The organism is Pedobacter boryungensis (assembly GCF_013204825.1).
Lineage (GTDB): Bacteria > Bacteroidota > Bacteroidia > Sphingobacteriales > Sphingobacteriaceae > Pedobacter > Pedobacter boryungensis.
The window spans coordinates 849,948-875,058 of record NZ_JABMKV010000002.1; the positions used below are offsets into that span (position 1 = coordinate 849,948).

Annotated in this window: 18 protein-coding genes; 8 read left to right on the forward strand and 10 right to left on the reverse strand. The window is 34.2% G+C overall.

From position 1 onward, the window contains the following. Positions 1-28: 28 nt before the first annotated feature. From HQN85_RS10320 to HQN85_RS10345, 6 genes are read right to left on the reverse strand one after another with little or no spacing between them, the layout of a single operon-like run. Positions 29-1,855 (reverse strand): sodium:solute symporter family protein, encoded by a 1,827-nt coding sequence (locus HQN85_RS10320; RefSeq protein WP_173271852.1) that lies wholly within the window; start codon positions 1,853-1,855, stop codon positions 29-31. A gap of 7 nt (positions 1,856-1,862) precedes the next feature. Continuing rightward, entirely contained in the window at positions 1,863-3,002 is a 1,140-nt protein-coding gene (locus HQN85_RS10325; RefSeq protein WP_173271854.1) for a glycoside hydrolase family 26 protein, read from the reverse strand. 12 nt (positions 3,003-3,014) lie between these two features. After that, positions 3,015-4,103 carry a phosphoglyceromutase gene (locus tag HQN85_RS10330; RefSeq protein ID WP_173271856.1) on the reverse strand — a complete coding sequence of 363 codons (1,089 nt, stop codon included), beginning with the start codon at positions 4,101-4,103 and terminating at the stop codon, positions 3,015-3,017. A gap of 10 nt (positions 4,104-4,113) precedes the next feature. Continuing rightward, positions 4,114-5,139, reverse strand: a complete 1,026-nt coding sequence (locus tag HQN85_RS10335; RefSeq protein ID WP_173271858.1) for an IPT/TIG domain-containing protein — start codon at positions 5,137-5,139, stop codon at positions 4,114-4,116. A gap of 38 nt (positions 5,140-5,177) precedes the next feature. Beyond that, positions 5,178-6,830, reverse strand: a complete 1,653-nt coding sequence (locus HQN85_RS10340; protein ID WP_173271860.1) for a RagB/SusD family nutrient uptake outer membrane protein — start codon at positions 6,828-6,830, stop codon at positions 5,178-5,180. Between the two features lie 18 nt (positions 6,831-6,848). Then, positions 6,849-10,022 carry a SusC/RagA family TonB-linked outer membrane protein gene (locus HQN85_RS10345; protein ID WP_173271862.1) on the reverse strand — a complete coding sequence of 1,058 codons (3,174 nt, stop codon included), beginning with the start codon at positions 10,020-10,022 and terminating at the stop codon, positions 6,849-6,851. A 228-nt stretch (positions 10,023-10,250) separates the two neighbouring features. On the opposite strand from HQN85_RS10345, the gene HQN85_RS10350 reads away from it, so the two are divergent. The 6 genes from HQN85_RS10350 (at position 10,251) to HQN85_RS10375 (ending at position 16,695) form a co-directional block, all read left to right on the forward strand. After that, positions 10,251-11,126, forward strand: a complete 876-nt coding sequence (locus HQN85_RS10350; protein ID WP_173271864.1) for an AraC family transcriptional regulator — start codon at positions 10,251-10,253, stop codon at positions 11,124-11,126. 4 nt (positions 11,127-11,130) lie between these two features. After that, positions 11,131-12,192, forward strand: a complete 1,062-nt coding sequence (locus HQN85_RS10355; RefSeq protein WP_173271866.1) for an SGNH/GDSL hydrolase family protein — start codon at positions 11,131-11,133, stop codon at positions 12,190-12,192. Then, entirely contained in the window at positions 12,186-13,394 is a 1,209-nt protein-coding gene (locus HQN85_RS10360; RefSeq protein ID WP_173271868.1) for a glycoside hydrolase family 172 protein, read from the forward strand. Before HQN85_RS10355 ends, HQN85_RS10360 begins: the two co-directional genes overlap by 7 nt. 8 nt (positions 13,395-13,402) lie before the next feature. Then, entirely contained in the window at positions 13,403-14,053 is a 651-nt protein-coding gene (locus HQN85_RS10365; RefSeq protein ID WP_173271870.1) for a GDSL-type esterase/lipase family protein, read from the forward strand. A gap of 36 nt (positions 14,054-14,089) precedes the next feature. Beyond that, positions 14,090-14,404, forward strand: coding sequence for a DUF6660 family protein (locus HQN85_RS10370; protein WP_173271872.1), 315 nt, complete (start codon positions 14,090-14,092; stop codon positions 14,402-14,404). A gap of 116 nt (positions 14,405-14,520) precedes the next feature. Further along, positions 14,521-16,695: a TonB-dependent receptor gene (locus tag HQN85_RS10375; RefSeq protein WP_173271874.1), complete on the forward strand. Its 2,175-nt coding sequence runs from the start codon at positions 14,521-14,523 to the stop codon at positions 16,693-16,695. A 21-nt stretch (positions 16,696-16,716) separates the two neighbouring features. Here the strand turns inward: HQN85_RS10375 and HQN85_RS10380 are convergent, their stop codons facing one another. From HQN85_RS10380 to HQN85_RS10395, 4 genes are all read right to left on the reverse strand, one after another. Beyond that, a complete protein-coding gene (locus tag HQN85_RS10380) occupies positions 16,717-17,082 on the reverse strand; it encodes a response regulator (protein WP_173271876.1) in 366 nt (121 codons plus the stop codon). Between the two features lie 39 nt (positions 17,083-17,121). After that, a complete protein-coding gene (locus HQN85_RS10385; protein ID WP_173271878.1) occupies positions 17,122-19,824 on the reverse strand; it encodes a PAS domain-containing sensor histidine kinase in 2,703 nt (900 codons plus the stop codon). Positions 19,825-19,927: 103 nt separating this feature from the next. Next, entirely contained in the window at positions 19,928-21,073 is a 1,146-nt protein-coding gene (locus tag HQN85_RS10390) for a fatty acid desaturase family protein (protein ID WP_173271880.1), read from the reverse strand. Positions 21,074-21,224: 151 nt separating this feature from the next. Beyond that, positions 21,225-21,677, reverse strand: coding sequence for a sensor histidine kinase (locus tag HQN85_RS10395; protein ID WP_173271882.1), 453 nt, complete (start codon positions 21,675-21,677; stop codon positions 21,225-21,227). A 105-nt stretch (positions 21,678-21,782) separates the two neighbouring features. Here HQN85_RS10395 and HQN85_RS10400 point away from each other — a divergent pair, with 105 nt between their 5' ends. After that, positions 21,783-23,693 (forward strand): alpha-amylase family glycosyl hydrolase, encoded by a 1,911-nt coding sequence (locus tag HQN85_RS10400; protein WP_173271884.1) that lies wholly within the window; start codon positions 21,783-21,785, stop codon positions 23,691-23,693. A gap of 6 nt (positions 23,694-23,699) precedes the next feature. Next, positions 23,700-24,959 (forward strand): alkaline phosphatase family protein, encoded by a 1,260-nt coding sequence (locus HQN85_RS10405; protein WP_216847261.1) that lies wholly within the window; start codon positions 23,700-23,702, stop codon positions 24,957-24,959. The last annotated feature ends 152 nt before the right edge of the window (positions 24,960-25,111 follow it).

A 25,111-nucleotide genomic window follows, 5' to 3' on the forward strand; every position in this document is an offset into this window, starting at 1 on the left:
AGTTTGTTTTTTAAAGGATCGTGTTTTCTTAATCTTCTAATCTGTTCCACCACGTTCTTTTTAAAATGAAAATGATGATGGCTAATACAGCAATAGTTATCCATAAAGGGTTATACATTCCTGTTATTAAATACATAGGGAAAATGGTAAGGCAAAGTTGTGCCAGGATGCCTAGTGCGACATTAAACATGTCTAATTTAAAATTCTTATTGGCTTCAAAAGCGGGATCTTCTTCGACTACTATAGCATGTATAGGTTTCCAAAAACCCCATGGTCTTACGGTTTTATAAAATGATGTTAACACTTTTTCATCTGTTGGAGGCGCAGTATAGGTTCCAATTAAACACCCTATTATTGACAATACAAAAAGCAATGGCCACCAGTATAAAGGTAATCCGGTAGTTACGTACGGCATTAATAAAGCTGAGCCAACGCCAACCGCCATACCCCAGAAAAAGCCGTTGGCATTAAAGCGCCACCAATACCATTTTAAACAATTTGCTGCAACATACCCACCATATAAACCACCTACTATCCATTGTAGAATGTTGTTGACGTCTTTAGCTAAAAACCCGAAGAATATACCTACAATCACTACAACAATACCCACGATATAATTCATCGACATGATCTTTTTAGTAGGGGCATTTGGATTAATGTATTTTAAATAAATATCATTGACGATGTAGGCCTGAGCGGCATTTAGTGTTCCGCTGAAAGTGCCCATAAACGCACCAAGTAATCCGGTTAGCACTAAGCCCAATACACCTACTGGTAAAAAGTTATTAATTGTTGCTGGAAGAATACGTTCGAAATCTGTTACCCCATCAGGTCCTTTTAGGTACAATTGATTGTAGTACAACAAGGCTAAAACAGTTAGTCCTGTAATCATAGAATAACGAATAGGCAACAAAATAATACTCACAAATCCTGTCATTTTACTTGCTTCTTTAGGACTACGTGTACTCAATACTTTTTGCATATCGTAATTTGGTGCAGGACCAGCAAGAGAGGCAAAAATGCCTTTCATCAACATCATCATAAAGAAAATACCGAACAAACTAAAGCCATCATCTGCAATCTTTTTATTCGCATCTGCGGCAATCTTACTCCAATCTAGGTTTAACTTCCAGCTAAAGAAAGGGTCATTCCATCCCTTTGGTACGTTTAAGGTTTGTCCATTTAAGTGTTGTACCGCAATAATGCCAATAGCAACACAAGCAATCGTCATGATTAGATATTTAATTGCATCGCCTAAAACGATACTGTGCATACCGCCGATAATAGAATAGAACATGGCAAAGAGTGTAAATACAATACCGTAGAAATGCGGTACATACTTATCTGTTACATGAAAAGGAACATAATCCTTTACCATTTCCCATGGGATGAAAACTTGTACAAACTTGCCTAGTCCTACAAAACCATACGCTAAAAAACCTAAACAACTAATTAAAGCGAAAGCAATAACAATGATATGTGAACTTTTTACCCCTTTACCAGTTAACCCAAATCTTGTTTTTAACCATTCGGCACCTGTTGTTGCATTTGATCTTCTTAACCACTTAGATAAGAACATCATCATAAAAACTTGATTGAAAACAGGCCATAACCACGGAATCCAAATGCTTTTAAAACCGTACACAAAACAAAGTGCAACCATCCACATGGTGCCGCTTATGTCAAACATATCGCTGGCATCGCTTAACCCTAACATATACCAAGGCAGCTTTTTGCCGCCCATGAGGTAGCTTTCTTTATCTTGCTTTGCTTTATTTCTCATATAAAAACCTATGAGAACCATGGTAAGCAAGTAAGCAACTAGAATTAGAATATCTATAAGTTGTAGTTTCATGTGTGCGTTAATGTAATTGATATAATTTCTTTGCGCCTACTTTCTTTTCGAATAAGATGCGGTCTGTTTGGTAAAATTTCTTGAAATCGTTTTCAGAGATTTGCCCTTTAAATGGTGCGTAATAATGCATCTTTTTCATAGATGGGACATAGCCTGCGTTGCGCCACACCAATACATAAGAAAGTTCAAAACCGTTGATGGCGGGTAATAAAGTTTCTGTCCACCAGGTTGCATCTGGAACGGCTTCATATCCAGTTTCTGCAAATGCAGCTAATTTGTTTTTCTGTCTAGCAATTTTTGAAAGGATGTCTAATTCATATCGAACAGTATCTACAAATGCTTTTTTATCTTGATTTTCAAATTGATATAAATCGAAACTCACTACATCCACTACATCATCTCCAGGATAGCGCTCTAAAAATTCTTTTTCATTTGCAAAACCATTGGTGTTATATACAATGATGAGGTTGTGCAATTTTTTCTTGTTCCGTAAATAATCAACGGTAAAGCGCCAAGCTTTTTTTAGTTCGGCAGGAGAGGAGGTGTTTTTACCCCACCAAAACCAATCGCCAGTTAGCTCATGAAAAGGACGAAAAAGAATAGGAATAGGCTCATTTTTACTTCCTTTTAGACTCCCTATAAATTTTGCCGCTTTATTCAGCCAAGAAACATACAGTAAATGTTTTGAACCTCCAGGTAAAATAGATGCCACTGAATTTTTAGTGGTGTCCCAAGAAGAACCGCCCGTTAAGGGATTATCGAAGTGCCAACTTAAGGTTATTGCAGCTCCTTTTTTATATCCATATTGAATATATTTTTTCATGTTGTTGAAAGGAACGCCATCAATGTTTTTTAATGAATCATGTTCAATTCTAGCCATATCCCAGCCATATACAGCAGGATAATCATTTACGATATCTTTGATATCGCTTTTGTCAGCCACGTATTTCCAGTTTACGCCATAAGCTAAATCATCCTGATGCCCAAATAACGTATACCGTTTACTTAATTTGTGTAGATTTTTATACAGCGCTACTGTTTCTTTTGTAGCGAGTTTATCACTTAAGGATTGAGCATACGTTGCAATACTTCCCAAAAAAAGTAAACTGCTAAAAATGCTTGTTAAAATAATCCTGTTTAGTTTCATATAGGGGAACTGCTATTTTTGTGGTAGAACTTGTTTAATTGTGTTGCCAATTTCATGACCGTTTTCAAATTTCACTCCCAAAAATGCAGCAATAGTTTGCGCAAATTGATTTTGATAGAGTTGCCCTTTAGTTTTAATCTCTCCCAGTGGCTTTGTATCTGGCCCCATCACCGCAAAGAATATCTCATTGCTATGCTCAACCGTATAATAATGATGTTGCCAATTGTCTACATACCCTCTGCCATGATCTTCTGTAATAATAAAAGTAGTGTTGTCTTTATAAAAAGGATCACTTTGCATATAGTTCCAAAGGTCTTCGATCATTTTATCATTGTAATTGGCGGCATCTAAATAATAATCATATTTTCCACTGTGTGCTAAGGCATCTGTTTCTATAAAACTTAATTGTAATACCCGAGGGTGATTTAATTTTACATATTCTTTAGCAAAGGAATAGGTGATGCCATCGTGTCTTTCGCCCATCCCGTAATCTTTTGGTAACCACCATTGCAAATCATTTAATGTTTTTTGAACATCGCTTAATTTGTCGCCTTTCATATTAGTGTAGCCAGAATTAATAGGCAAACCTGATCTTTCTTGATTTAAAATTTTATTAAAAGCATCCCACGAGGTGAATGTGGCGACTTTACCTTTAAATGCTGGTATTTTATTTAAAAACTCTAATACGTTGATATTGTGATTTGCAGGATGCGAATTGGAGTTAATTAAATTGTCTGCATAGCCTGTAAATATTTCGTTGTAACCTGGATAAGAAAACCAATACTTATTGGTCACATTTACAAAATTGCCATAATTCCTGTTGCCATAAATTTGACCTTTTGCAGCTATTGTACCCCAAAAGAAGGGCATTAGTTTTGCCCTTCTTTCTTGTTCGGTTTTACCCCAATATTTTTTAACTCGCCACGTAGAATCTTGAGATGTAAATTTCTTTCCAAATAGATTACTTGAGTCGGCACCATTAAATAGGTCTTTCCATCGGTAGCCATCAAATGTAATAATGACTACATTTTTTGTTTTTTGTGCTACTGCAATATTAAAACTGCAAAGTAAACCTAGAATAACTAACTTTTTTAAACTCATTTATTCTTAATTAATAGAAACCAACATCATCAATATAAATTGTACCTGCAAAACCACTAAATTCTTGAAAAGTAAGGTATTCGATGATAGCTGGATTTCCGATATTGATTAAAGGAATTTGATATTCAGTCCATTTCCCTTCATTTAGAATTACATCATACGTACCTGAAGTTAAACTTAAATTAGATGATGATAGCCTAACTTTTTTACCTTGTGTACCCGGACCGCCATACATAGATATTTTCACGAAAGTATAACCTGCAGTTGGGAATTTGGCTACTAATCTAAATCTTACCGCAGAAAATGCTTTGTGTACCACTTTTATCGATGTAGTGCCTCTTCTTACAATTTCGGTATTGGCGAGGTCTAGAGAAGTGAAAGAGTAAGAAGTGTTTGTCCACACATTTTTTAGTCCATCATCATAAATAAAATGTTTCAGCCCGAAGGTTTTATCAGTAGTTACTGTGCCCACTGGTGTGGTAACCACAACTGCACCATAAGTAGTATTTGCAGGTACTTTTACTTTAATTTCTGTTTGAGTGCTAGAAACAACTGTTGCATTAACGCCATTAATAGTAACGCCTGTAACTCCTTTAAAATAATTGCCATTAATGGTCATATCATCGCCTGGATTTCCTGCTGCAGGATCAAATCCTGTAATGGTTGGAGGCGGTTGTTTAATTTGGAAATTTAGGGTCGCCGTACCATATTTTGTCGTAACTGTAATTGGGTTATTGATTGGGTCTGTTAACTGAGCTGGGATTTTAACCGTTATGGTATTGTCATCACCATAAATTAACGAATCTTTAGCTAACGTACCATTAAAATCGACTTTAGAGGTGGTACTCAAGTTAGTTCCTTTAATGACAATCCATTCTCCATATCCAATGGAGGTTAATGCTGTATTCCTATCAGTTAGATTAGTTACTGCGCTTAACGTAGGAGGTGAAGTGTCTACTACTTTATCCTTTTTACAAGCTCCTAAAATCACTATCACACAGAGAATGAGGAGACTTATTAATAACGATTTTTTCATATTCATAAATTTAAGTTATGATTTAAATACCTATTTAATTACCAGTCTAGATTATTATGACCAGCAATAGCTTTGTTAGAGTTTAATTCGTTTAATGGTAGCGGTAATAATAAATTCTTTCTGGCACGAACCTTTGAAATATTGTTTTGTCCTGTTCCTATTTTATTCATTACTTGAAGATAAATTCCCCAGCGGATTAAGTCGAAACGTCTGATTCCTTCTAAATTAAGTTCACGAGCCCGTTCTGCTAATACATAACTTCGGAATTGTTCTGGAGTCATTCCAGCTGGAGCATAAGCTGCTGGAACGGGTACTGGCGGAGTTCCCGTAGTTGGATAAGAACGAAAGCGAACAGTGTTCAATGCGTCATAAGCTGCAGTTGTAGCGCCATTTACTTCGTTTTCAGCCTCTGCATACATTAGCAAAACTTCTGCATACCTTAACAAAGGGAAAAAAGCATCGCTATTTGCTACGGTTGGATCTGCAACGGCACTATATTTAATAGTATAAGCTCTTTCTGAAGTGGCAGAATTACTATTATTGTAAGTTACGCCATTTACTACTTTATAAAGAGCAGATTGGGCAAACGGATAAAAAATATTGGTTCCTTGTAAGGTGGTATAGTTGTGCGTAATTCCATCCAATACCCTTTTATCCTCAATATCGTAATCGTTATAATGATTATTGGTAGTCCAAACAGCTCCTTGTCCAAATGTAGAACGAGCAGGGAAATAAGCACTTAAATTATTAATAAAGGCCGTTCCAGCAAGTGATTGTAATTCCCACATTTGCTCTTTGCTGTTTCTTCCGGCAATACTCCATAAGTCTTTCCAACTAGGTGTTAATGAATATGTGTTACTCGTGATTACTTCTCCGGCTTTATCTCTTGCTAAGGTATAAAGTGCTTTAGAGTCCATTCCTTCATGACCTGCTACTACATTTTTTGCGTAAGTATAATAACCATTATCAGTTCCGCCACGTACTGTAACGTTGCCTGTTGCTGCACCAGAAGCCATTGTTAAATACGTTTTAGCTAAAAAAGCTTTGGCTACGCCTTGATTAACTCTTCCAGCTTCACCGGCTTTAGGATGGCCTAAGGGGAATAGATTAGTTTCGGCAGATTTGAAATCACTAATGACCACATCATAGGTTTCTTTAACAGTAGCACGAGGTACATTTACTTGTGGATTTTCTGCAGATAATGCTTTTAAACGGATAGGTACACCGCCATATAATTGTACCAGTTGAAAATAAGCCCATCCTCTTAAAAAGTAAGCTTCTCCCAAAATCCTTTTCTTTATATCTGCATCCATATTGGTGATGGAAGGAACATTTTCTAACACCGTATTTGCTCTCGCGATAATGGTGTAACATCCAATCCAAGGTGCTTGCCAACCAAAATAGGCTTGTGGATTTCCAGCTCCGGTTGTCCCTAAAAACCAGTCGGCTCCAGATACATGATCATCATCTAAAATAGTGATATTCCAAAACGGTTGTAAGTATAAATCGTAAGTATACAATTCGGCATATACCCCATTAATTGCTGCTTTTGCATCACTTTCGTTTTTATAAAAATTCTCTGGTGAATAAAAAGAATAGGGAGTTTCTTGTAATGCTTTTTTGCAAGAGCTGAGGCTAAGTACGCTTAAGCCAGTCACAAATGCTATAAAATATGTTGAAATCGCTTTCATATTATATTTTTAATAAGGTTAAAAATTGCAACGTAAAGAAAGATTATAAGTTCTAGAGTTTGGATAACCACCAAGGTCTACACCAAATAAAGCAGGGTTATCGCCATAGCTATTAATCTCAGGATCGTAACCAGAATAATTGGTAAATGTATAGAGGTTGTTAACGCCTAAAGAAACTTTTAAATTAGAAATCGTTTTAGATTTTAATGGAACGTTATATCCAAAAGTGATGTTTTTAATCCTCACAAAACTTCCGTCTTCTACAAACCTTCTGCTAAACAATAGGTTTCTAAAAAACTGACGCATAATTTTTGGTCCAGTTGCATTGCTATTGTCTTTGCCTTCTGCCCAAGCTCCATCAGACATTTCTTGAGTGATATTCTTGTTGGTACCCAAGTTGCCGCTAAATCTAGTATTCATATTAATGATGTCATTTCCTTGTACACCATTAATGAATACACTTAAATCAAATCTTTTGTATTTAAAATTATTGGTAAAACCGAATGTATAATCAGGATTTACATCCCCAATAAATGTTCTGTCGCTTTGCGCAATTGAAGTTCTATCGTTATCTAAATTTTTATATTTAACTTCTCCAATCGTTCTTAAAATAATAGCATCGCCTAATCCACTGTACGCAGGATCGCTTCTTACTTCTGCTTCATTATCATAATATCCATCTTCAACATAGCCGTATAATGCACCAATTGGCTTCCCAACAGTTTGAATAAATGGCGCATCTCCAGTTGAAATATTTCGGCCATATTGTTCAGTTACATCTGGACTTAGGCTTAAAATTTTATTTCGGTTAAATGAAATATTGAAATTAGAGTTCCATTCAAAGTCTTTGTTTTTTAAGACAACACCATTTAATGTTAATTCTAAACCTTTGTTCTCAATTGATCCTGAATTAACCAATTTCGTCTGAAAACCAGTTGAAGAAGGAATAATTAAATTTTGCAATAGATCGTCGGTTATCTTTTTGTATAGATCTACATGAAAATTTAACCTGTTTTTAAATAGGCCTAAGTCTAAACCTAAATTATACGAGGTTGTAGTTTCCCATTTCAATTTTTCATTGGCAGGTCCGGCATACAAATCATTAGCTAAACCAGTTTGAACTGAGCCGCCAAACGGATAATTGTATACGCTCAATTTTGCTAATGAAGCATATGAACCAATTCCTTGATTACCTGTCTGGCCATAACTAATACGTAATTTCAAATCACTAATGGCTTTAACATTTTTCATGAACTCTTCATTCGATATTTTCCATGCAGCAGCGGCTGATGAAAAACCTGCCCATTTATTATCCTTTCCAAATTTACTAGAGCCATCTTGACGATAAGAAAAGGTTAATAAATAGCGATCATCATAATTATAATTTGCTCGACCTAAAAATGAAATTAAAGTAGATTGATAACGATAGGTAATAATTGGAAGAACAACCTCTCCGGCAGCAAGATTTTCATTTTCTAATGCATCATTTGGAAAAGTTTTGGCTTCCGCTCTTTTACTATTTCCATTAGTGCGTTCAAAAGTGCCTGCACCAACTATGTTTAAGCTATGTTTGTCAATTTTTTTGTTATACGTAAGAATGCTTTCTGCTACGCCACTATTCCAAACGTTATCAGATTTTAAACCCCAACCTTTTACAGCAAATCCTTCGTACACACTTCTTGGATAATATTGGTCTCTAGTACTGCCAGCATAACTAAATCCAATGTTCTGTCTAAATTTGAAATCCTTTAAGAAAGTTGCTTCCAAATAGTTAGAAGTGAAAATATTTAATCCTTTTACTCTATTTAAAACATCATTTACATAAATGTAAGGGTTTGTAATAAAAGCATCGCCGACCCCATCATATGCTATTGGCTGTGATAAGGTAGAAGGAAATGTTAATGCCGAACGGATAACTCCTGCACTTGCAGCATCAGATTTATCGGTTCCTGTTTTCACGCCATTGTTAATTGTCCTAGCTATAGAAGTACTTGTTCCTACTTTAAATGTTTTGCTAACGTTTCTATTTAAATTTAAGCCTAAACTAAACCTGTTATAATCAGAATTTGAGATAGTGCCTTCTTGATCTAGGTAACTAAAAGTTAAACTATGACTACCGGCATCACTCCCTCCAGAAACATTGATAGAATAGTTCTGATATAAACCACGGCGAAAAATTTGATCTTGCCAGTTATTTTTATCTCCTATATAATCTTGTGGACCTTTATCGTAATAAGTTTGTCCTGGATTTAATGGGTCGGGAATGGTTTCTCCTCTATAGGGTAGTGTATAAGCTGTACCTGTATATTTGTTTGAATTCGTATACGCTAAATTTTGATATGCTGCATATTCTGAGGCATTAAGCACATCTAATTTTCTAGATACTTCTGCTTGTCCGAAAGTAAAATTAGCTTCTATTCTATCTTTGCCGCTTTTTCCTTTTCTTGTTGTGATTAATACCACGCCATTAGCACCGCGTGAACCATAAATTGCTGTTGCTGATGCATCTTTAAGGATATCAATGCTTTCAATATCATCTGGATTTAAAAAAGACATTGCGTTTAAAGTTTGTTTCTCATCATCTCCAATGGATAGTGGGGTAGAGCCACTGCTATTGTTATTAAAAGGAACACCATCAATTACATAAAGAGGTTCTGTACCTCCTAAAAATGAGTTCGACCCTCTAACGCGAATACTTAATCCAGCACCTGGCGCACCATCATTTTGTGTTACATTTACACCAGCAATTTTTCCTTGTAAAGCTTGTAAAACATTAGTGGGGGCATCTTTAATTAAGTCTTCTCGTTCAATTCTTGATACTGATCCAGTAAGGTCTGATTTTTTAACAGTTCCATAACCAACAATCACAACATCAGAAAGAGTAGTGCTCTTAGATTTTAAAACAACGTTGAAAGAAGTTTTAGTTCCAATAGCAATTTGTTGTCCTTCCATTCCTAAAAATGTAACGACTAAAATTTGCGCAGAAGAAGGAATATTTAACGAGAAATTACCATTACCATCAGTAATAGTGGATACTTTAGTGTTCTTAATACTAACAGAAACACCTGGAAGTGTTAATCCATTTTCATCAGATACTTTGCCTGAGATCTTTTTATCTTGAGCAAAACAAGTCGTGATAGATAACAGGCATACAAGTATTGCCAATAAATTAGTAGATAGTTTATTAAGCATAAGCATTTTATTTGGTTTATATCAAAAGTAGTGTTCAATGCGTTGCGATAAATAATACTATTTTATCCATTTATAATATTTTTATCTCTTTAGTGTTCGTTTTACTCAAAATAACTATCATTTAATTTGGCTTATAATCTTTTAATTAGCAATTTAACTATAGTTGTTATATATTTGAATATTGATATTATTTTATCTTATTTATTGATATTATTTAATCATTTTACTGTGCATTCAACGATAATAAAAGAAATTACTCCACTTACCAATAGCGATTGTTTCACCATTTTTGAAAGAAAGAAACAAGATTTTGATTTTCCATTGCATTATCATGAAGAGATGGAATTGAATTTTATTTCTAATGCTAGCGGGGCACGTAGAGTTGTTGGTGATCATATTGAGGAAATTGGGGATATCGAATTGGTTTTAGTTGGTTCTAATTTACCACATGTTTGGGAAACCTATAAGTTAAACGGTAAAGAAATTCATGAAGTAACCATTCAATTTCACAAAGATTTATTTGATGAAAAATTTCTGCGCAGAAATCAATTGCGTGTAATTAGAGAACTATTTGAAAAATCGAAATGCGGTATTTTATTTTCTAAAGAAACAGCACAAGCGATTGGTCCGCGATTGGTGAAACTAAATAAGAAACATGGTTTCGATTCTGTATTGGAATTGATGTCCATTTTACATGATCTTTCTACTTCCAGAAACATGCGTACGCTTTCTGATTCTACATTTAGTAATGCTGAATTTTCTTATACCAGTAGGCGGGTAGAAAAAGTGATGGAATATATTAATGTCAATTTTGATAAACAAGTGAGCCTTGCCGAGGTTGCAAGAATAGCAAACATGACTGAAGTTTCATTTAGCCGATTTTTTAAAAGCCGCACAGGGATCAGTTTTATTGATAGTTTAATCGAAATCCGATTGGGTCATGCGTCAAGAAAATTAATCGACACCACGGAAGCTGTTGCCGAAGTCGCTTACAATTGCGGTTTTAATAACATCTCTAACTTTAATAGAATATTTAAAAAGAAAAAAGGATGCACACCTAAAGAGTTTAGGGAAAATCTTTCTGGTCATAGAGTTTTCGTTTAGTCGTATGAAATTATTATTTTCAATTTTATTGCTAACAATTTGTAGCAGCTTTACTGTAAATCATAAAGAGCAGTTTTTCGCTGCAGATAACCCTTATATACAATATACGGGCAGAGTAGATTTTACAAACTCAGCAAAACCAAAACTTTGGGCTTCTGGTGTCTATGTTCAAGTAAAATTTAGGGGTACTTCGTGTTCACTTCAAATTAATGATGAAATGATATGGGGTAAAGTTCTTAATTACTTAGAAATAAGGATAGATGATCAGCCGGCTTATCGGATTCAATTAAAAGGAAAAGAGAATACGCTAGTGTTAGCTGAAAATTTAACAAAAGGAGATCATGTAGTTACCATTTGTAAAAATTCAGAAGCTGAAAATGGGTATGTAGAAATTGTAGGTTTTACATGCGAAAAATTACTACCTCTACCTGCAAAGCAAAAAAGAAAAATGGAATTTATTGGCGATTCAATTACCTGTGGTGCAGGTAGCGATGAAAGTGTAATTGCTTGCGGTAAAGGAGAATGGCATGATCAGCACAATGCTTGGTTTGCCTATGGGCCAACTACCGCTCGAAACTTAAATGCACAATGGCATTTATCGTCTGTTTCGGGTATCGGATTAATGCATAGTTGTTGCGACAAAAAAATAGTGATGCCACAGGTTTTTGATAAGGTTAGCATGGCAAGAGATACTATAAAATGGGATTTCAGTAAATACCAACCAGATGTGGTAACTGTATGTTTAGGGCAAAATGATGGTGTACAAGACTCGACCAAATTTTGCAATGCTTATGTGAAATTTGCTAAAACACTACGAGGTTATTATCCTAAAGCAAAGCTGATTTTTTTAACTAGTCCAATGGCGAATAAAGAATTGAAAACGGCATTAGTAAAGTATATCAATGCTGTTAAAAAGACCTTAAATGATAATGGGGAGCATAATATTGGCTCTTATTTCTTTACTAAACAAGCCAATAAAGGCTGCGGTGGCCATCCTTCTTTAGCAGAACATAAAGAGATTGCAGATGAACTTACGGCTTATGTTAAGAAAACAATGAAATGGTAAAATTAAGAATTAAGATCTCTTTAATTTTTTTGAGTTTAAGCATAAATTTAAATGCGCAAGAACTCTTTAAAATGAAGGGTAATGTGAAATCTAGACTCATCAGTTTCGAAAACTTAAGTGGCGCTAGTAGCAATGGCGGTAAGGAAAATAATGGTGCAAAAGGTCATGCGACAGAGACTATTTTACCAGGAGCTACTCGAACAATTGTTAATTATAATGGCAACGGAATAGTGCAAAGAATGTGGTATACAATTAGTGAGCGAAGTCCAGAAGTATTACGTTCAATTAGATTACAAATATTTTGGGACGGTGCTACAAAACCTGCAGTTGATGTTCCATTTGGTGATTTTTTTGGCATTGGTTTAGGTCAGAAAAAACCGTTTGAATCTGCCTTTTTCAGTGATCCGGAAGGAAAATCATTCAATTGCTTTATCCCAATGCCATTTCACAAGCAGGTAAAAATTCTTTTCATTAATGAAAGTAAATTAAATGTAAACCTGTTTTTTGATGTCGATATTCTAGAAACCCCACCACATACTGCAGATGTATTGTATTTTCATGCTTATTGGAATAGAAAAATTACTAGTGAGTTGGGGGAAGATTTTGAGATCTTGCCTACTATAAAAGGAAAAGGTAGATTTTTAGGAACAAATGTTGGCGTAATTACCGATTCTGTTTATCGTGGTACATGGTGGGGTGAAGGAGAAGTGAAAATGTATATTGATGAAGATACTAAGTACCCAACTATCAATGGAACAGGAACAGAAGATTACGTTGGCGCTGCTTGGGGTTTAGGAACTTTTAATCATCAATTTCAAGGATGTTTAGTGGCGGACAATAAATTGGGATATTTTGCATTTTATAGATACCATGTCCCTGATGAGATTTATTTTAACAGCGGTATTAAGGTGACGATACAAGAACTTGGTGGTACTAGTTTAGAGATAGCAAGAAAGTTATATACATCAGGAGCCAGAATTAAACCTGTTATTGCTAATTCTAAAACTGGATATTTAAAACTAAATACAATTAATCCCCTCCCTATACTTACAGATGAACAGTTTAGACCAGGTGGTGTGTTGTTTTACAGAGTTGATGATTATTCTGCAACAAGTTATTTTTACTTGGATAAACCTACTCATGATTTACCAAGTTTACAACCAATTGAAATACGTACTTATAACTTAAAAACTATAAATTAAATTAATTTATGAAGACTTTAAAACTAATTGCCTTATTCCTTTTCGTATTTGTTACTGCGCAAGCACAACAGAAAGATCAGTTTTACAATGAAATTCAGAACTTTAAAAAACAAGATAGCATTAAATTTCCCCCAAAAAATGCAGTGCTTTTTATAGGAAGTTCAACCTTTACCAAATGGAAAGATGCACAAACGTATTTTCCAGATCATCTAATTTTAAATCGTGGTTTTGGCGGTTCTTCTTTGCCAAATGTGATTAATTACATTGGTGATGTAGTTTATCCTTACCACCCCAAACAAGTGGTGATCTATTGCGGAGAAAACGATTTTACAGGAAATGCAACCGCACAAATAGTAGTAGACCGAGTTAAAAACTTAATAGATTTAATTCGAGCAAAATACCCGAGAGTTCCTATCGCTTATATTTCTATTAAACCAAGTCCATCAAGAGAAAAGTATTGGCCGTTAATGGTAGAAGCAAATCAAAAGATAGCGGAAATGATTAAGGGCATAAGGCGTGCCGATTATATCAATACTTATGATGCTATGTTTAACGCAGATGGTACAATAATGAAAGATATTTTTCTTGCAGATAACCTGCATATGAACGCCAAAGGATATGCCATTTGGGCAAAAATTATGGAACCCTATTTAAAGTAAGATTATAAATTCATCTTTATTTTCTATTTTTGCTAGGTGAAAAACTTAGGTGTCTTTTATTTAATCTTTGTGGTATTGCTTTCGGTACTCCCATGTAGCGATGAATTAGAAGGACAAGAATTTACCCAACAAATTATTGTTAAAATAGATCATGATAAAGCCAAAGGTAGTGCAGAGAGCTGTTCGCCTATTTGCCTATGTTCGTGTTGCGGGCAAAGTGTGATCGAACCTCAGTTTATAGCATTTCAATCAGAAAATGGAGCTTTTATAGTAGAAAATCAAACTTCTACACATGATTTTTCTCTGGAGCAAAGAGCGAAAAACATCTGGCAACCGCCAAAATTGAGTTAAACTAAAATCACATGTTCAGCTTTCTCTAAGCAAATTTTAAATTTACGGCATTACATAATGCTGATGAACTGCATTGTTATGCAATGCGCACTCAATTTATATCATTAATATTCAAGATGAAAAAAATCATATTTACAGCACTAGCATTATTTATTACAGTCCTTACTTTTGGACAAAACACCTGGAAAGCCCACATTATTGATAGTGAAACTAAAGAGCCCTTATCTAGTGCAACCGCCTTTTTAAAGGGAACAAATATTGGGGTAAAGGCAGATAATGATGGTCTCCTTACATTGAGCTCTATTCCAGATGGAATTCAAACCATCTATATTAAATTAGTGGGATACGAAGAAAAGATAATTACGTTAAAGTTCCCTGTTGCACAAACTGAAATACCTACAATTTCATTAAAAGCGACAGCAGATGAATTGGAAACCATAACTATTTCTTCCACACGTAGTTCAAGAAGTATACAAGATATTCCAACTCGGGTTGAATTTATTGCAGGAGAAGAACTGGAAGAAAAAGCAAACATGAAACCTGGCGATATCCGAATGATGTTAAGTGAAAGTACAGGTATTCAAACACAACAAACTTCTGCAACATCAGCTAATGCTGCCATTCGTATACAAGGTTTGGATGGGAGATATACGCAAATTTTAAAAGATGGGTTTCCATTATATGCTGGTGCCGCAAGTGGCTTAGGTTTGTTGCAAATTCCTCCATTAGATTTAAAACAAGTAGAATTAATTAAAGGGTCCGCATCAACTTTATATGGAGGCGGAGCAATTGCTGGTTTAGTTAACTTAATTTCAAAAACTCCAAATCAGGAAAGAGAATTAAATTTTCATTTCGATGGAACAGATGCGCTAGGCTTAAGTCTAAATGGTTTTTACAGTAAACGTAATGAGAAATTAGGCACTACTTTATTTGCTGCTTATCAGAATAATGCTGCCTATGATCCTGCAAAAATCGATTTATCGGCAATTCCGAAATCGGAACGTTTTACTTTTAATCCTAAATTATTTGTCTATCCGAATGCTAAAACAACTCTTATTTTAGGCGTAAATACAACTTTTGAAAATCGCATTGGCGGAGATATGCACTACATAAAAGGGAATGCTGATGCGATACATACTTATTTTGAACAAAATAAAACGCAACGAATTAGTACTCAATTTTCATTAGATCATGATTTAGGTAAATGCGGGCATTTTACGGTTAAAAATAGCTTGGGTTATTTTAATAGAGTATTAAATACACCTGGCTATGAATTTAATGGCATTCAATATTCAACTTTTACTGAAGCCAATTATGCAAATCACGGAGAGGAAATGGAATGGGTAGGAGGTTTAAATTTATGGACAGATCGTTTTAAAGAACGAGGAGTAAGTTCTTCAATGTTGCGAAATTATAATCAAAATACTTTTGGCGCTTTTTTGCAAAATACTTGGAAAGCCAATCCTTGGTTGCATATAGAAACAGGATTGAGGGTAGATCATGTGAGTGATTATGGTTTTGCTTTCTTGCCTAGAATATCAACTCTGTTTAAAATTAATCCTAAACTTACTTCTCGTTTAGGCGGAGGCTTGGGGTATAAAGCACCAACCATTTTTACAGAAGATAGCGAAAGAATTCAATACAAAAATGTATTACCAATTGATGAAAATACAAATCAATTGGAGAAAAGTTATGGTGCTAATTGGGACATCAATTATCGTACTGCCCTTTTTAACCAAACTGTATCTTTTACTATAAATCATCTTTTTTTCTTTACACATCTAAAAAATCCATTGCAATTATTACCTGTTAACGATGGAAATTATCGGTTCGTAAATGTGAAGGGAAATATAGAAAGTAAGGGTACAGAAACAAATGTAAAGTTGGGCTACAAAGATTTTAAATTGTTTTTAGGTTATACCTATACCGATGCACATCAACATCAAAATGGAATTAAAATGGAAAATACATTAACAGCTAAACATCGAGTTAATGCAGTTTTAATGTATGAATTAGAAGATGAATGGAAAATTGGTTTAGAAGCTTATTCTTTTAGCAAACAATTATTAAGTGATGGTTCTATGGGGAAAAGTTATGTAACCACAGGGTTTATGGCCGAAAAAATTTGGGGTCGGTTTTCTATCTATATCAACTTTGAGAATTTTTTAGATGTGAGACAGACAAACTTTGATTCTATTTATACCGGTACATTATCCAGCCCACAATTTAGAGACATTTACGCTCCGCTCGATGGTTTTATAATGAATGGGGGAATAAAATTTAAGTTGTAAGTGAACTGAAAAAAGCCTTGTTTAATTAAGCAGGGCTTTTTCTATTTTTGATAAAAGCATATCAATTTCGAAAGGTTTAGCTAAGAAATCATCAGCGCCAGCAATTTCGGCAGAATGTTTTAAATCGTTACTTGCTGAAATTAATATAACTGGAATATGTTTAGTGCTCTCTTGACTTTTCAGTTTTTTACACAACTCTCTACCATCCGAACCAGACATCCAAATATCTAAAACATAAACATCTGGAAGTTCGTTTTGAGAAGTCAGTACAGTATTGCCGTTTAGTGTAGCATTTACAATATAACCTTCCATTTCTAGCATCATTCCAACTGCATCTAAAATACCGGGGTCATCGTCAGCAACAGTAATTATTTTTGGTTTATTCATCTTTAAATTATACACAAAAATCGAGCCTGTAATATTATTTTAAGCGATAGGGCGTTGAATTGGAATAGAGAACCAAAATTTAGAACCCTCACCTTCTTTACTACTCACCCAAATCTTTCCCCCTTCACGTTTAATAATCTCAGAAGAAATATAAAGCCCTAGTCCTAAGCCTGGAAATGTGTGTTGCATACTGCCGCTAACGCGATAAAATTGTTCAAACACCTTATTCAAATTAGTTTCGGCTATGCCAATACCAAAATCTTCTACACAAAGTACAACGTTATCGTTTTCTATCATGGTATGTACAACAATCTTTTCCGAATTTGGTGAGTATTTGATAGCATTAGTCAATAAATTTGTAACCACTTGACTAATCCTTTCTCTATCTGCATAAACTAATCCAACCTCTTCTAAATTTTCTATTATTTGATGCTTTTCTGTAGCTCGTTGCAATTCTTCTACTTCCGACCTAACCATTTCATTAAAATCGAAATGAGTAAGGTTGTATTGCAACTTGCCGGAATTTACTTTAGTTACATCTAATAAGTCTCCAATTAAATTAGTAAGGCGATTAAGCTGTAAATCCATCTTTTTCATTAGACCGGCTTCCATTACATCTCCCTTTTTCAATAAAATTCGTTCTAATACTTGGGCATAAGCTTTAATACTAGTTACTGGGGTTTTTAATTCATGGCTGGCAATTCCAATAAAGTCGTCTTTTTGTTGTTGTAATTGTTTGGTTTCTGTGATATCAAAAGATACCCCAATAAAAGTTAGCGGAATTCCTTTTTCATCATACTGAGCTTTTCCAGATTCTTTTATCCAATGGATTGAATCATCTGACCAACGAATTTGATATTCGGCCTGATAAATAGTTCCCTCTAAAATGGCATTATTTATTGCCTTAACAACATTCTCTTTAAAATCTGGTTCAATAAAATCAAGTAACTCAGCGTAGGTTAGCTTCTTTTTAGGTAAAAGACCATAATTTTTATTGAATTGATCAGAAAATCTGATTTTATTTGTTTTGATATCTAATTCATAAGAGCCGAATCTTCCGGCTTCTAATGCTATTTCTAATCGCTGATTTATCCTTATGAGTTCTTCTTTAGCATTTCGTTGTTGGGTAATGTCCATAACAGTACCCAACATCCTAAGTGCTTTGCCATCTCCATCATAATAAATTTTTCCTTGAACCCTTATCCAATGAATAGATTTATCTTCCCAAATAACACGCACTTCGTAATATATCTGCCCAATATCTAAGGCTCGTCTATGCGCATTTAACCTTATTTCATGGTCATCTGGATGTATAACACTTACATAACTAGCTCTTGGAACATGATGTTTATAACCAAAAATTTCATCAAAACGTTCAGATGTATTCATTTCTCCTGTACGAAGATCAAGATCAAAAGTGCCCAGTCCTGCAGCAGCAGTCGATAATCTAGCCCGTTCTTCAGCATCTTGGATTTTACGTTTGCTTTCGAGCATTTCAGTTACATCAATTGCAACAACCATAATTCTGTTAATGCTTCCATCTGCATCTTTCAGAGGTTCATAAACATAGTTGATGTAAACCGTTTGCCTTTGACCATTTTTAATTAAATTAATGGGTTGTTCGTTGCCATGATGAGCAATGCCAGTTTTCATTATGTTTTTTAGGATATTATCAAATCCTAAGGTTTTAGATTCCGGTAGGGCTTCCCACAAGGTTTTTCCAGCGAAATCGCTCCTGCTTTTTCCTGCAATATTTAAATAAGCATCATTCACTAATTCTACAAAGAGTTGCTCTCCATTTAAAATAATCATTCCTACTGGAGCCTGTAAAATTAACTTACGAAAATTTTCCTCACTTTCTTTAAAAGCATTTTGAGCAGCTACTTCATCAGTAATATCTTGTAATGTTCCGTTTAAACGGTAGGCAATGTTTTGATCATTAAACAGTGCTTTTCCTTTTGCTTTTACAAGTCTCTCTTTTCCGGTTTTTGAATTGATGATGGTATATATTTCGGTATAATTACCTCCAGATGGATAATCAACAGCTTTTGAAATGGCTTCATTTACTTTTTTCCTATCACTTTCTGCAATAGAATTTAGCGCAACAGATAAGTCAATTTCCGTATCTGAAGCAATTCCAAACCAATGTCTTAATCGAGCATTACAAGTAAATTTATTAGTAAGTGGATTATAATCCCAAGTGCCTAATTCAGCAGCATTTAAAGCAAACTCAAGTTCGTCTTTACTCTCACTTAAAGCCTTTAAACTTTTTACTTTTGGTGTACTTTCTGTACAGGTTACAAAAACTCCTGCAGATTCTCCAGTTTCATCATAAGCTGGGCTATAGCTAAAAGTCCAATAAACTTCTTCGAGTTTGCCATTGCGATGAATTGGAATTAATTGATCTTCGCTCCATGTGGCCTCTCCACCAGAAAGCACTTGATCTATTAAGGGCTTAATAACTTCCCAAATTTCTGGCCACACTTCAATACCAGGTTTACCCATAGCTCTAGGATGTTTTCCTTCTATACCTAAGCTGGGTCGATAAGCGTCATTGTAAAAGCAAATTAAATCTGGTCCCCAAAATAAAAACATTGGGAATTTTGAGTTTAGCAGAATACCGAGCGTAGTACGTAAACTTTGGGGCCATGTTTCAATAGGTCCAAGAGGATTTTTAGCCCAATCTATGGAACGGATTAATGTACCACATTCTCCACCTTTGCTAATGAAACCTAAATTCATACTTTGTCAAAAAAGTTCACTGTAAATTAAGAATTTATACCTCCAATAAACAAATTATTTATTTTTTTGTTCGATTGATTTTAAGAAACAACCTTTTAGTTTTTTATAAAGGAGTAATAATTTTTTGAGCAAGAATACAAGGGATTATTGCTGCTTTTTCCTTTGCGATGTAGGCTTCTTTACCTAATTTTCTTAGCATACGATAGTGAGAACTTATGGCACTTAAAAATGTAGGACTTTCAATATAGGGTAGATTAAATTCCAAAGCAGTACTTTTAACTATTTTGCCAATAGCTGGATAATGGATATGACATATTTTTGGGAAAAGATGGTGTTCTACCTGTCTATTTAAACCCCCAAATATAAAACCAGCAAGTTTACTATCGACTGCAAAATTAGCTGTGGTCATCATTTGATGTGCAGCCCAAGCTTCTTCTATATTTCCTTCAATATTAGGATGAGGGAAACTTGTACCTTCTACTACGTGTGCCAATTGAAAAACTAAGCCTAGCACTAAACCCTGTGCAAATTGCATAGCTAAAAAACCAATAATAAATTGCCACCATGTAATATCTAAAACAATAAGTGGCAAAATTATAAACAAGAAATAATATAAGAATTTGAAGAAAAACAGATTAAAATATTCAATTTTTGGATGGTTTGCTACTTGACACCCAATTTTTGTTTGAAAGAATTTCTTATAATCTTTTCTGAAAACCCACGATAGCATAGCTAAACTATATAATCCGAAAGCATACAGATGCTGATAGCGTTGTAATTTATTTACAGGTTCATTTTCGCAAAAGCGGATTAGACCTGGTGCTACATCAATGTCTTCATCATGTCCTGAAATATTGGTGTAGGTATGGTGTACAATATTATGGCAAATGCTCCAAACATAAGCGCTTGCACCAATTAAACTAAATAGAAAACTAAATGATTTATTGATGATTGGCTTATCAGAAAAAGCTTTGTGAATAGCATCATGGCAAATATTAAAGCCAACAAAAGCGCCAAACATACCTAATAAAATAGCCATGCCTAACATTATTAAGGGATTAAATCCACCTAATAAAATTAGAAAATATAACGTAATGAATGTCCCCAAAAAGAAAACAGCTTTAAACCACATCGCTCCATTGGCATGCACACTTATTTGCTGTTCATCAAAATGTTCATCAACACGTTTACGTAAGGTGGCATAGAAGGTGGATTTGTTGGTATTCGTAAACTTGACTTTCTTTGTCATATTTTATGTAAAGTGTAGTATGGGCAGTTTTATAATTTTAGCTAATGTAGTTTAATTACTGAGTTATGTCACATAAATAGTAGTTTAATTTTAGCTGGTTATTCCTTATTTACGCAAATACTCAATCAAAAGATGTAATTCGAGATTTAAATTATTTTATAGTAGGGGAAATCATGTGTTGAGTGGGGATATCGATTACAACAAGTGTTCCTTCGCCGAGTTGCCTTTCAATACTTATTTTAACATTATCGTAATCTATTCTATTAGATAGTGAAGTAATTCTTTTCGCATCACACTCTTCTCTATCATTCGTTATTTCCTTCCAATTATCTTCTATATATACATTAATTGAGTCGGGATGTTCTATCAATTGAAAAATAGCATTTGTAGCTTTGGTGTGCTTTACAATATTTTGAAAAAGTTTTTGCACAAGCTGATAAAAAGCAATTTGAAAATCTTCTGAATATTTAGAAAGATCATCAAATCCATAAATTAGATGTTCAATATAAATTTTGCCAGATGTATTAATGACTTTTATTAATTGCTCAATGCAAATAATTAAGCCATATTTACGAATAACGACTGGCATTAATTGTTGATTCATTTTACTGAATTTTTTTAAACGACTATTTAAATGAAAATTACAGTTAATTTTATAGAGCTAAATACCTAATATTAAGTATTTTTGAATTCAAATATAACCCATGGCATGAAAAAATTGATTTTCCCATTATTGTTTGCAATAGTCGCTTTGCTTTTTAGTTGTAAAAAATCGGGAACGTTCCCAGAACCCGATCCAATACCAACTCCACCAACCGTTCCAGTAACACCAACTTATCCTTTACCAAGTGCGGCCAAAGATGGCGTGGTATTTATCAATGGCGGTACATCAGCAATTGTAACTTTATATGCACCTTCAAAATCATCAGTTTATTTAATTGGCGATTTTAATGATTGGCAAACTTTACCTGCCTACCAAATGAAATTAGCACCTGATAATACAACTTGGTGGGTTCAAATTGACAACCTAAATCCGAATACAGAATACACCTATCAGTTTTTTGTAGATGGAACCTTGAAAGTAGCCGATCCTTACTGCGAGAAGGTTTTAGATCCTAACAATGATAGTTATATTTCATCAGTAACTTATCCTAATCTAAAAGCATATCCAACTGGAAAAACAACTGGGATTGTAAGTGTTATGCAAGCTAACCAACCAACTTATACATGGAAAAATGGAAGTTTTACACGTCCAGCAAAAGATAATTTAGTAGTATATGAATTATTGATTCGCGATTTTACAACCGAACATAGTTATGCATCTACACTCCAAAAATTAGATTATTTAAAAGATCTTGGAATTAACGCAATCGAATTAATGCCTGTAACAGAGTTTGAAGGCAATTTAAGTTGGGGCTATAATGTGTCTTATTATTTTGCGCCTGATAAATATTATGGTACCAAAACTGCGCTACAAAACTTTATAGATGAATGTCACGGTAAAGGGATTGCTGTAATTATGGATATGGTATTAAATCATTCTTTTGGTCAATCCCCAATGGTCCAATTATATTTTGATGGGAATAAACCAACTTCAAATAGTCCGTGGTTTAATGTTGATGCGAAACATCCTTATAATGTTGGGTATGATTTTAATCACGAAAGTGCAGCGACTAAATATTTTGTTAAAAATGTGGTTAAATTTTGGATGCAACAATATAAAATTGATGGTTTCAGATTTGATTTATCGAAAGGATTCACGCAAAATTATTCAACAAATGATGCAGGTTTTGCTGCTTACGATGCAAGTCGAATTGCGATTTGGAAAGAATACAACAACTACATTAAAAGTATAGATCCGAATAATTTTTATGTGATTTTGGAGCATTTTGCTGATGCCAGCGAAGAAAAAGTATTAGCAGATGACGGGATGATGTTGTGGAATAATTTAAATTACAACATGAACGAAGCAACAATGGGCTGGATAGGAACTTCTGATTTTTCTTGGGCATTTTTTAATAAACATGGCTTTAGTAAGTCAGAAAATTTAGTCGATTATATAGAAAGTCATGATGAAGAGCGCTTGAACTTTAAAAATATTACCTACGGTAATGTGGTTAGTGGTTATTCTGTTAAAGATTTAACTACCGCTTTAAAGCGGGAAGAAATGGCTGCAGCATTTTTATTTGCGATTCCAGGGCCTAAGATGATTTGGCAATTTGGCGAACTTGGATATGATATAAGCATAGATTTTAATGGTCGCACAGGTGATAAACCAATTAAATGGGAATATTTTAATGATAGCCGTAGAAAAGCTTTATATGATGTTTACAGTAAATTCATCAAATTGAAAAAGAATAATACTATTTTTACTAGCCCAACTTTTACCTATAGTGTTAATGGTGGAATAAAATATATCAAATTAACTAACGGTACAAATACAGTAGTGGTGGTAGGTAATTTTGATGTAACTAACCAAACTGCAAATATTGATTTTGGGACAACAGGAACTTGGATTGATGCAACTAGCGGTTCAGCTATTAATTTAGCTAGTACTTCCTATGTTGCAACTTTGGCTCCTGGAGAATACCATATTTATAGTAAACAAGCTTTAAATTAATTTGAAATGCTCATTAAGAAGTTATTATTTGTAGTCGTACTATTTTTTTTAGGAGCATCGGCTGATGCTCAAGACACTACTCAAAAAGTAATCCTTAATAGAGTAAATGGTGTTGAACAACAGAAAAAACCATACGTAATTTTGATTTCTATCGATGCATTTAGATGGGATTTAGCCGATAAATACAATGCTAAAAACTTAATTAAATTAAGAGAAAGTGGCGTACAGGCAGAATTTTTGAAACCTTCTTTTCCTTCTCTAACATTCCCAAACCATTATAGTATCGTAACAGGTTTGTACCCTGCACATCATGGTGTAGTAGATAATATTTTTTACGATAAAGCGAGAAACGTTATTTACAAAAAGTCTGATAAATTAATGGCAGCTGATAGCTCATGGTATGGAGGCAAACCACTTTGGGTAATAGCAGAGCAACAAAAAATGTTAAGCGCTATTTTTTATTGGCCAGGTTCAGAAATTTCTATGGATGGTATAAAACCAACCTATTTATATAATTATAGCGAAATTATACCAGTAGATAAACGCGTGACTGTTGTAAAAGATTGGCTGAAATTACCTGATGAAAAAAGACCACATTTCATCGCCTTATATTTCCCTCAAGTAGATCAGGCAGCACATAAATATAAACCAGATTCAGAAGAAACAAGAAAAGCAGTACAATTAGTAGACGATGCCGTTGGCAAATTAGTTGATGCTGCTAAATCGACTGGTTTAGATGTTAATTTTATCCTTGTATCAGATCACGGAATGTCTGCAATTGATAATGTAAATACTATCCCTTTGCCTAAAGCGATAGATTTAGCGCATTTTAAAGTTACGCCTGGCAATGCGTTATTGCATGTATTCGCAAATGATAAAGCATTTATTAAACCAACTTACAAAGCATTAAAAGTTGGGGCAAAAGACTACGATGTATATTTAAGTAAAAATATTCCTAAAACATGGCATTACAATAAGGAGGAAGATATTTATAACAGAGTTGGTGATATTTTACTAGTCCCACATTTGCCAAAAGTATTTAATATAAATGGTGTAAAACCAGATATTGGTCAGCATGGTTTCGATCCAGCAATAGCCGATATGCATGCAATTTTTTATGCATGGGGACCAAATTTTAAACAGAATTTAAAAATTCCTTCTTTTGAGAATGTGAACATTTATCCGCTAATTGCAAAAATTTTAGGATTAACCTATACTCAAAAAATTGATGGCAGTGCAAAGGTGTTATCACCAATTTTAAAATAAACATATTGTCATTCAGAGCGTAGCGAAGAATCTCATTTGATAAATTCTATTATGAGATTCCTCCCAAGTCGGAATGACAGCTAGAATGCGTAACAATTTCGTGTTCGTTGCTAATTATGGAGTTCAATTTTTGATATTTATAACCACCAACC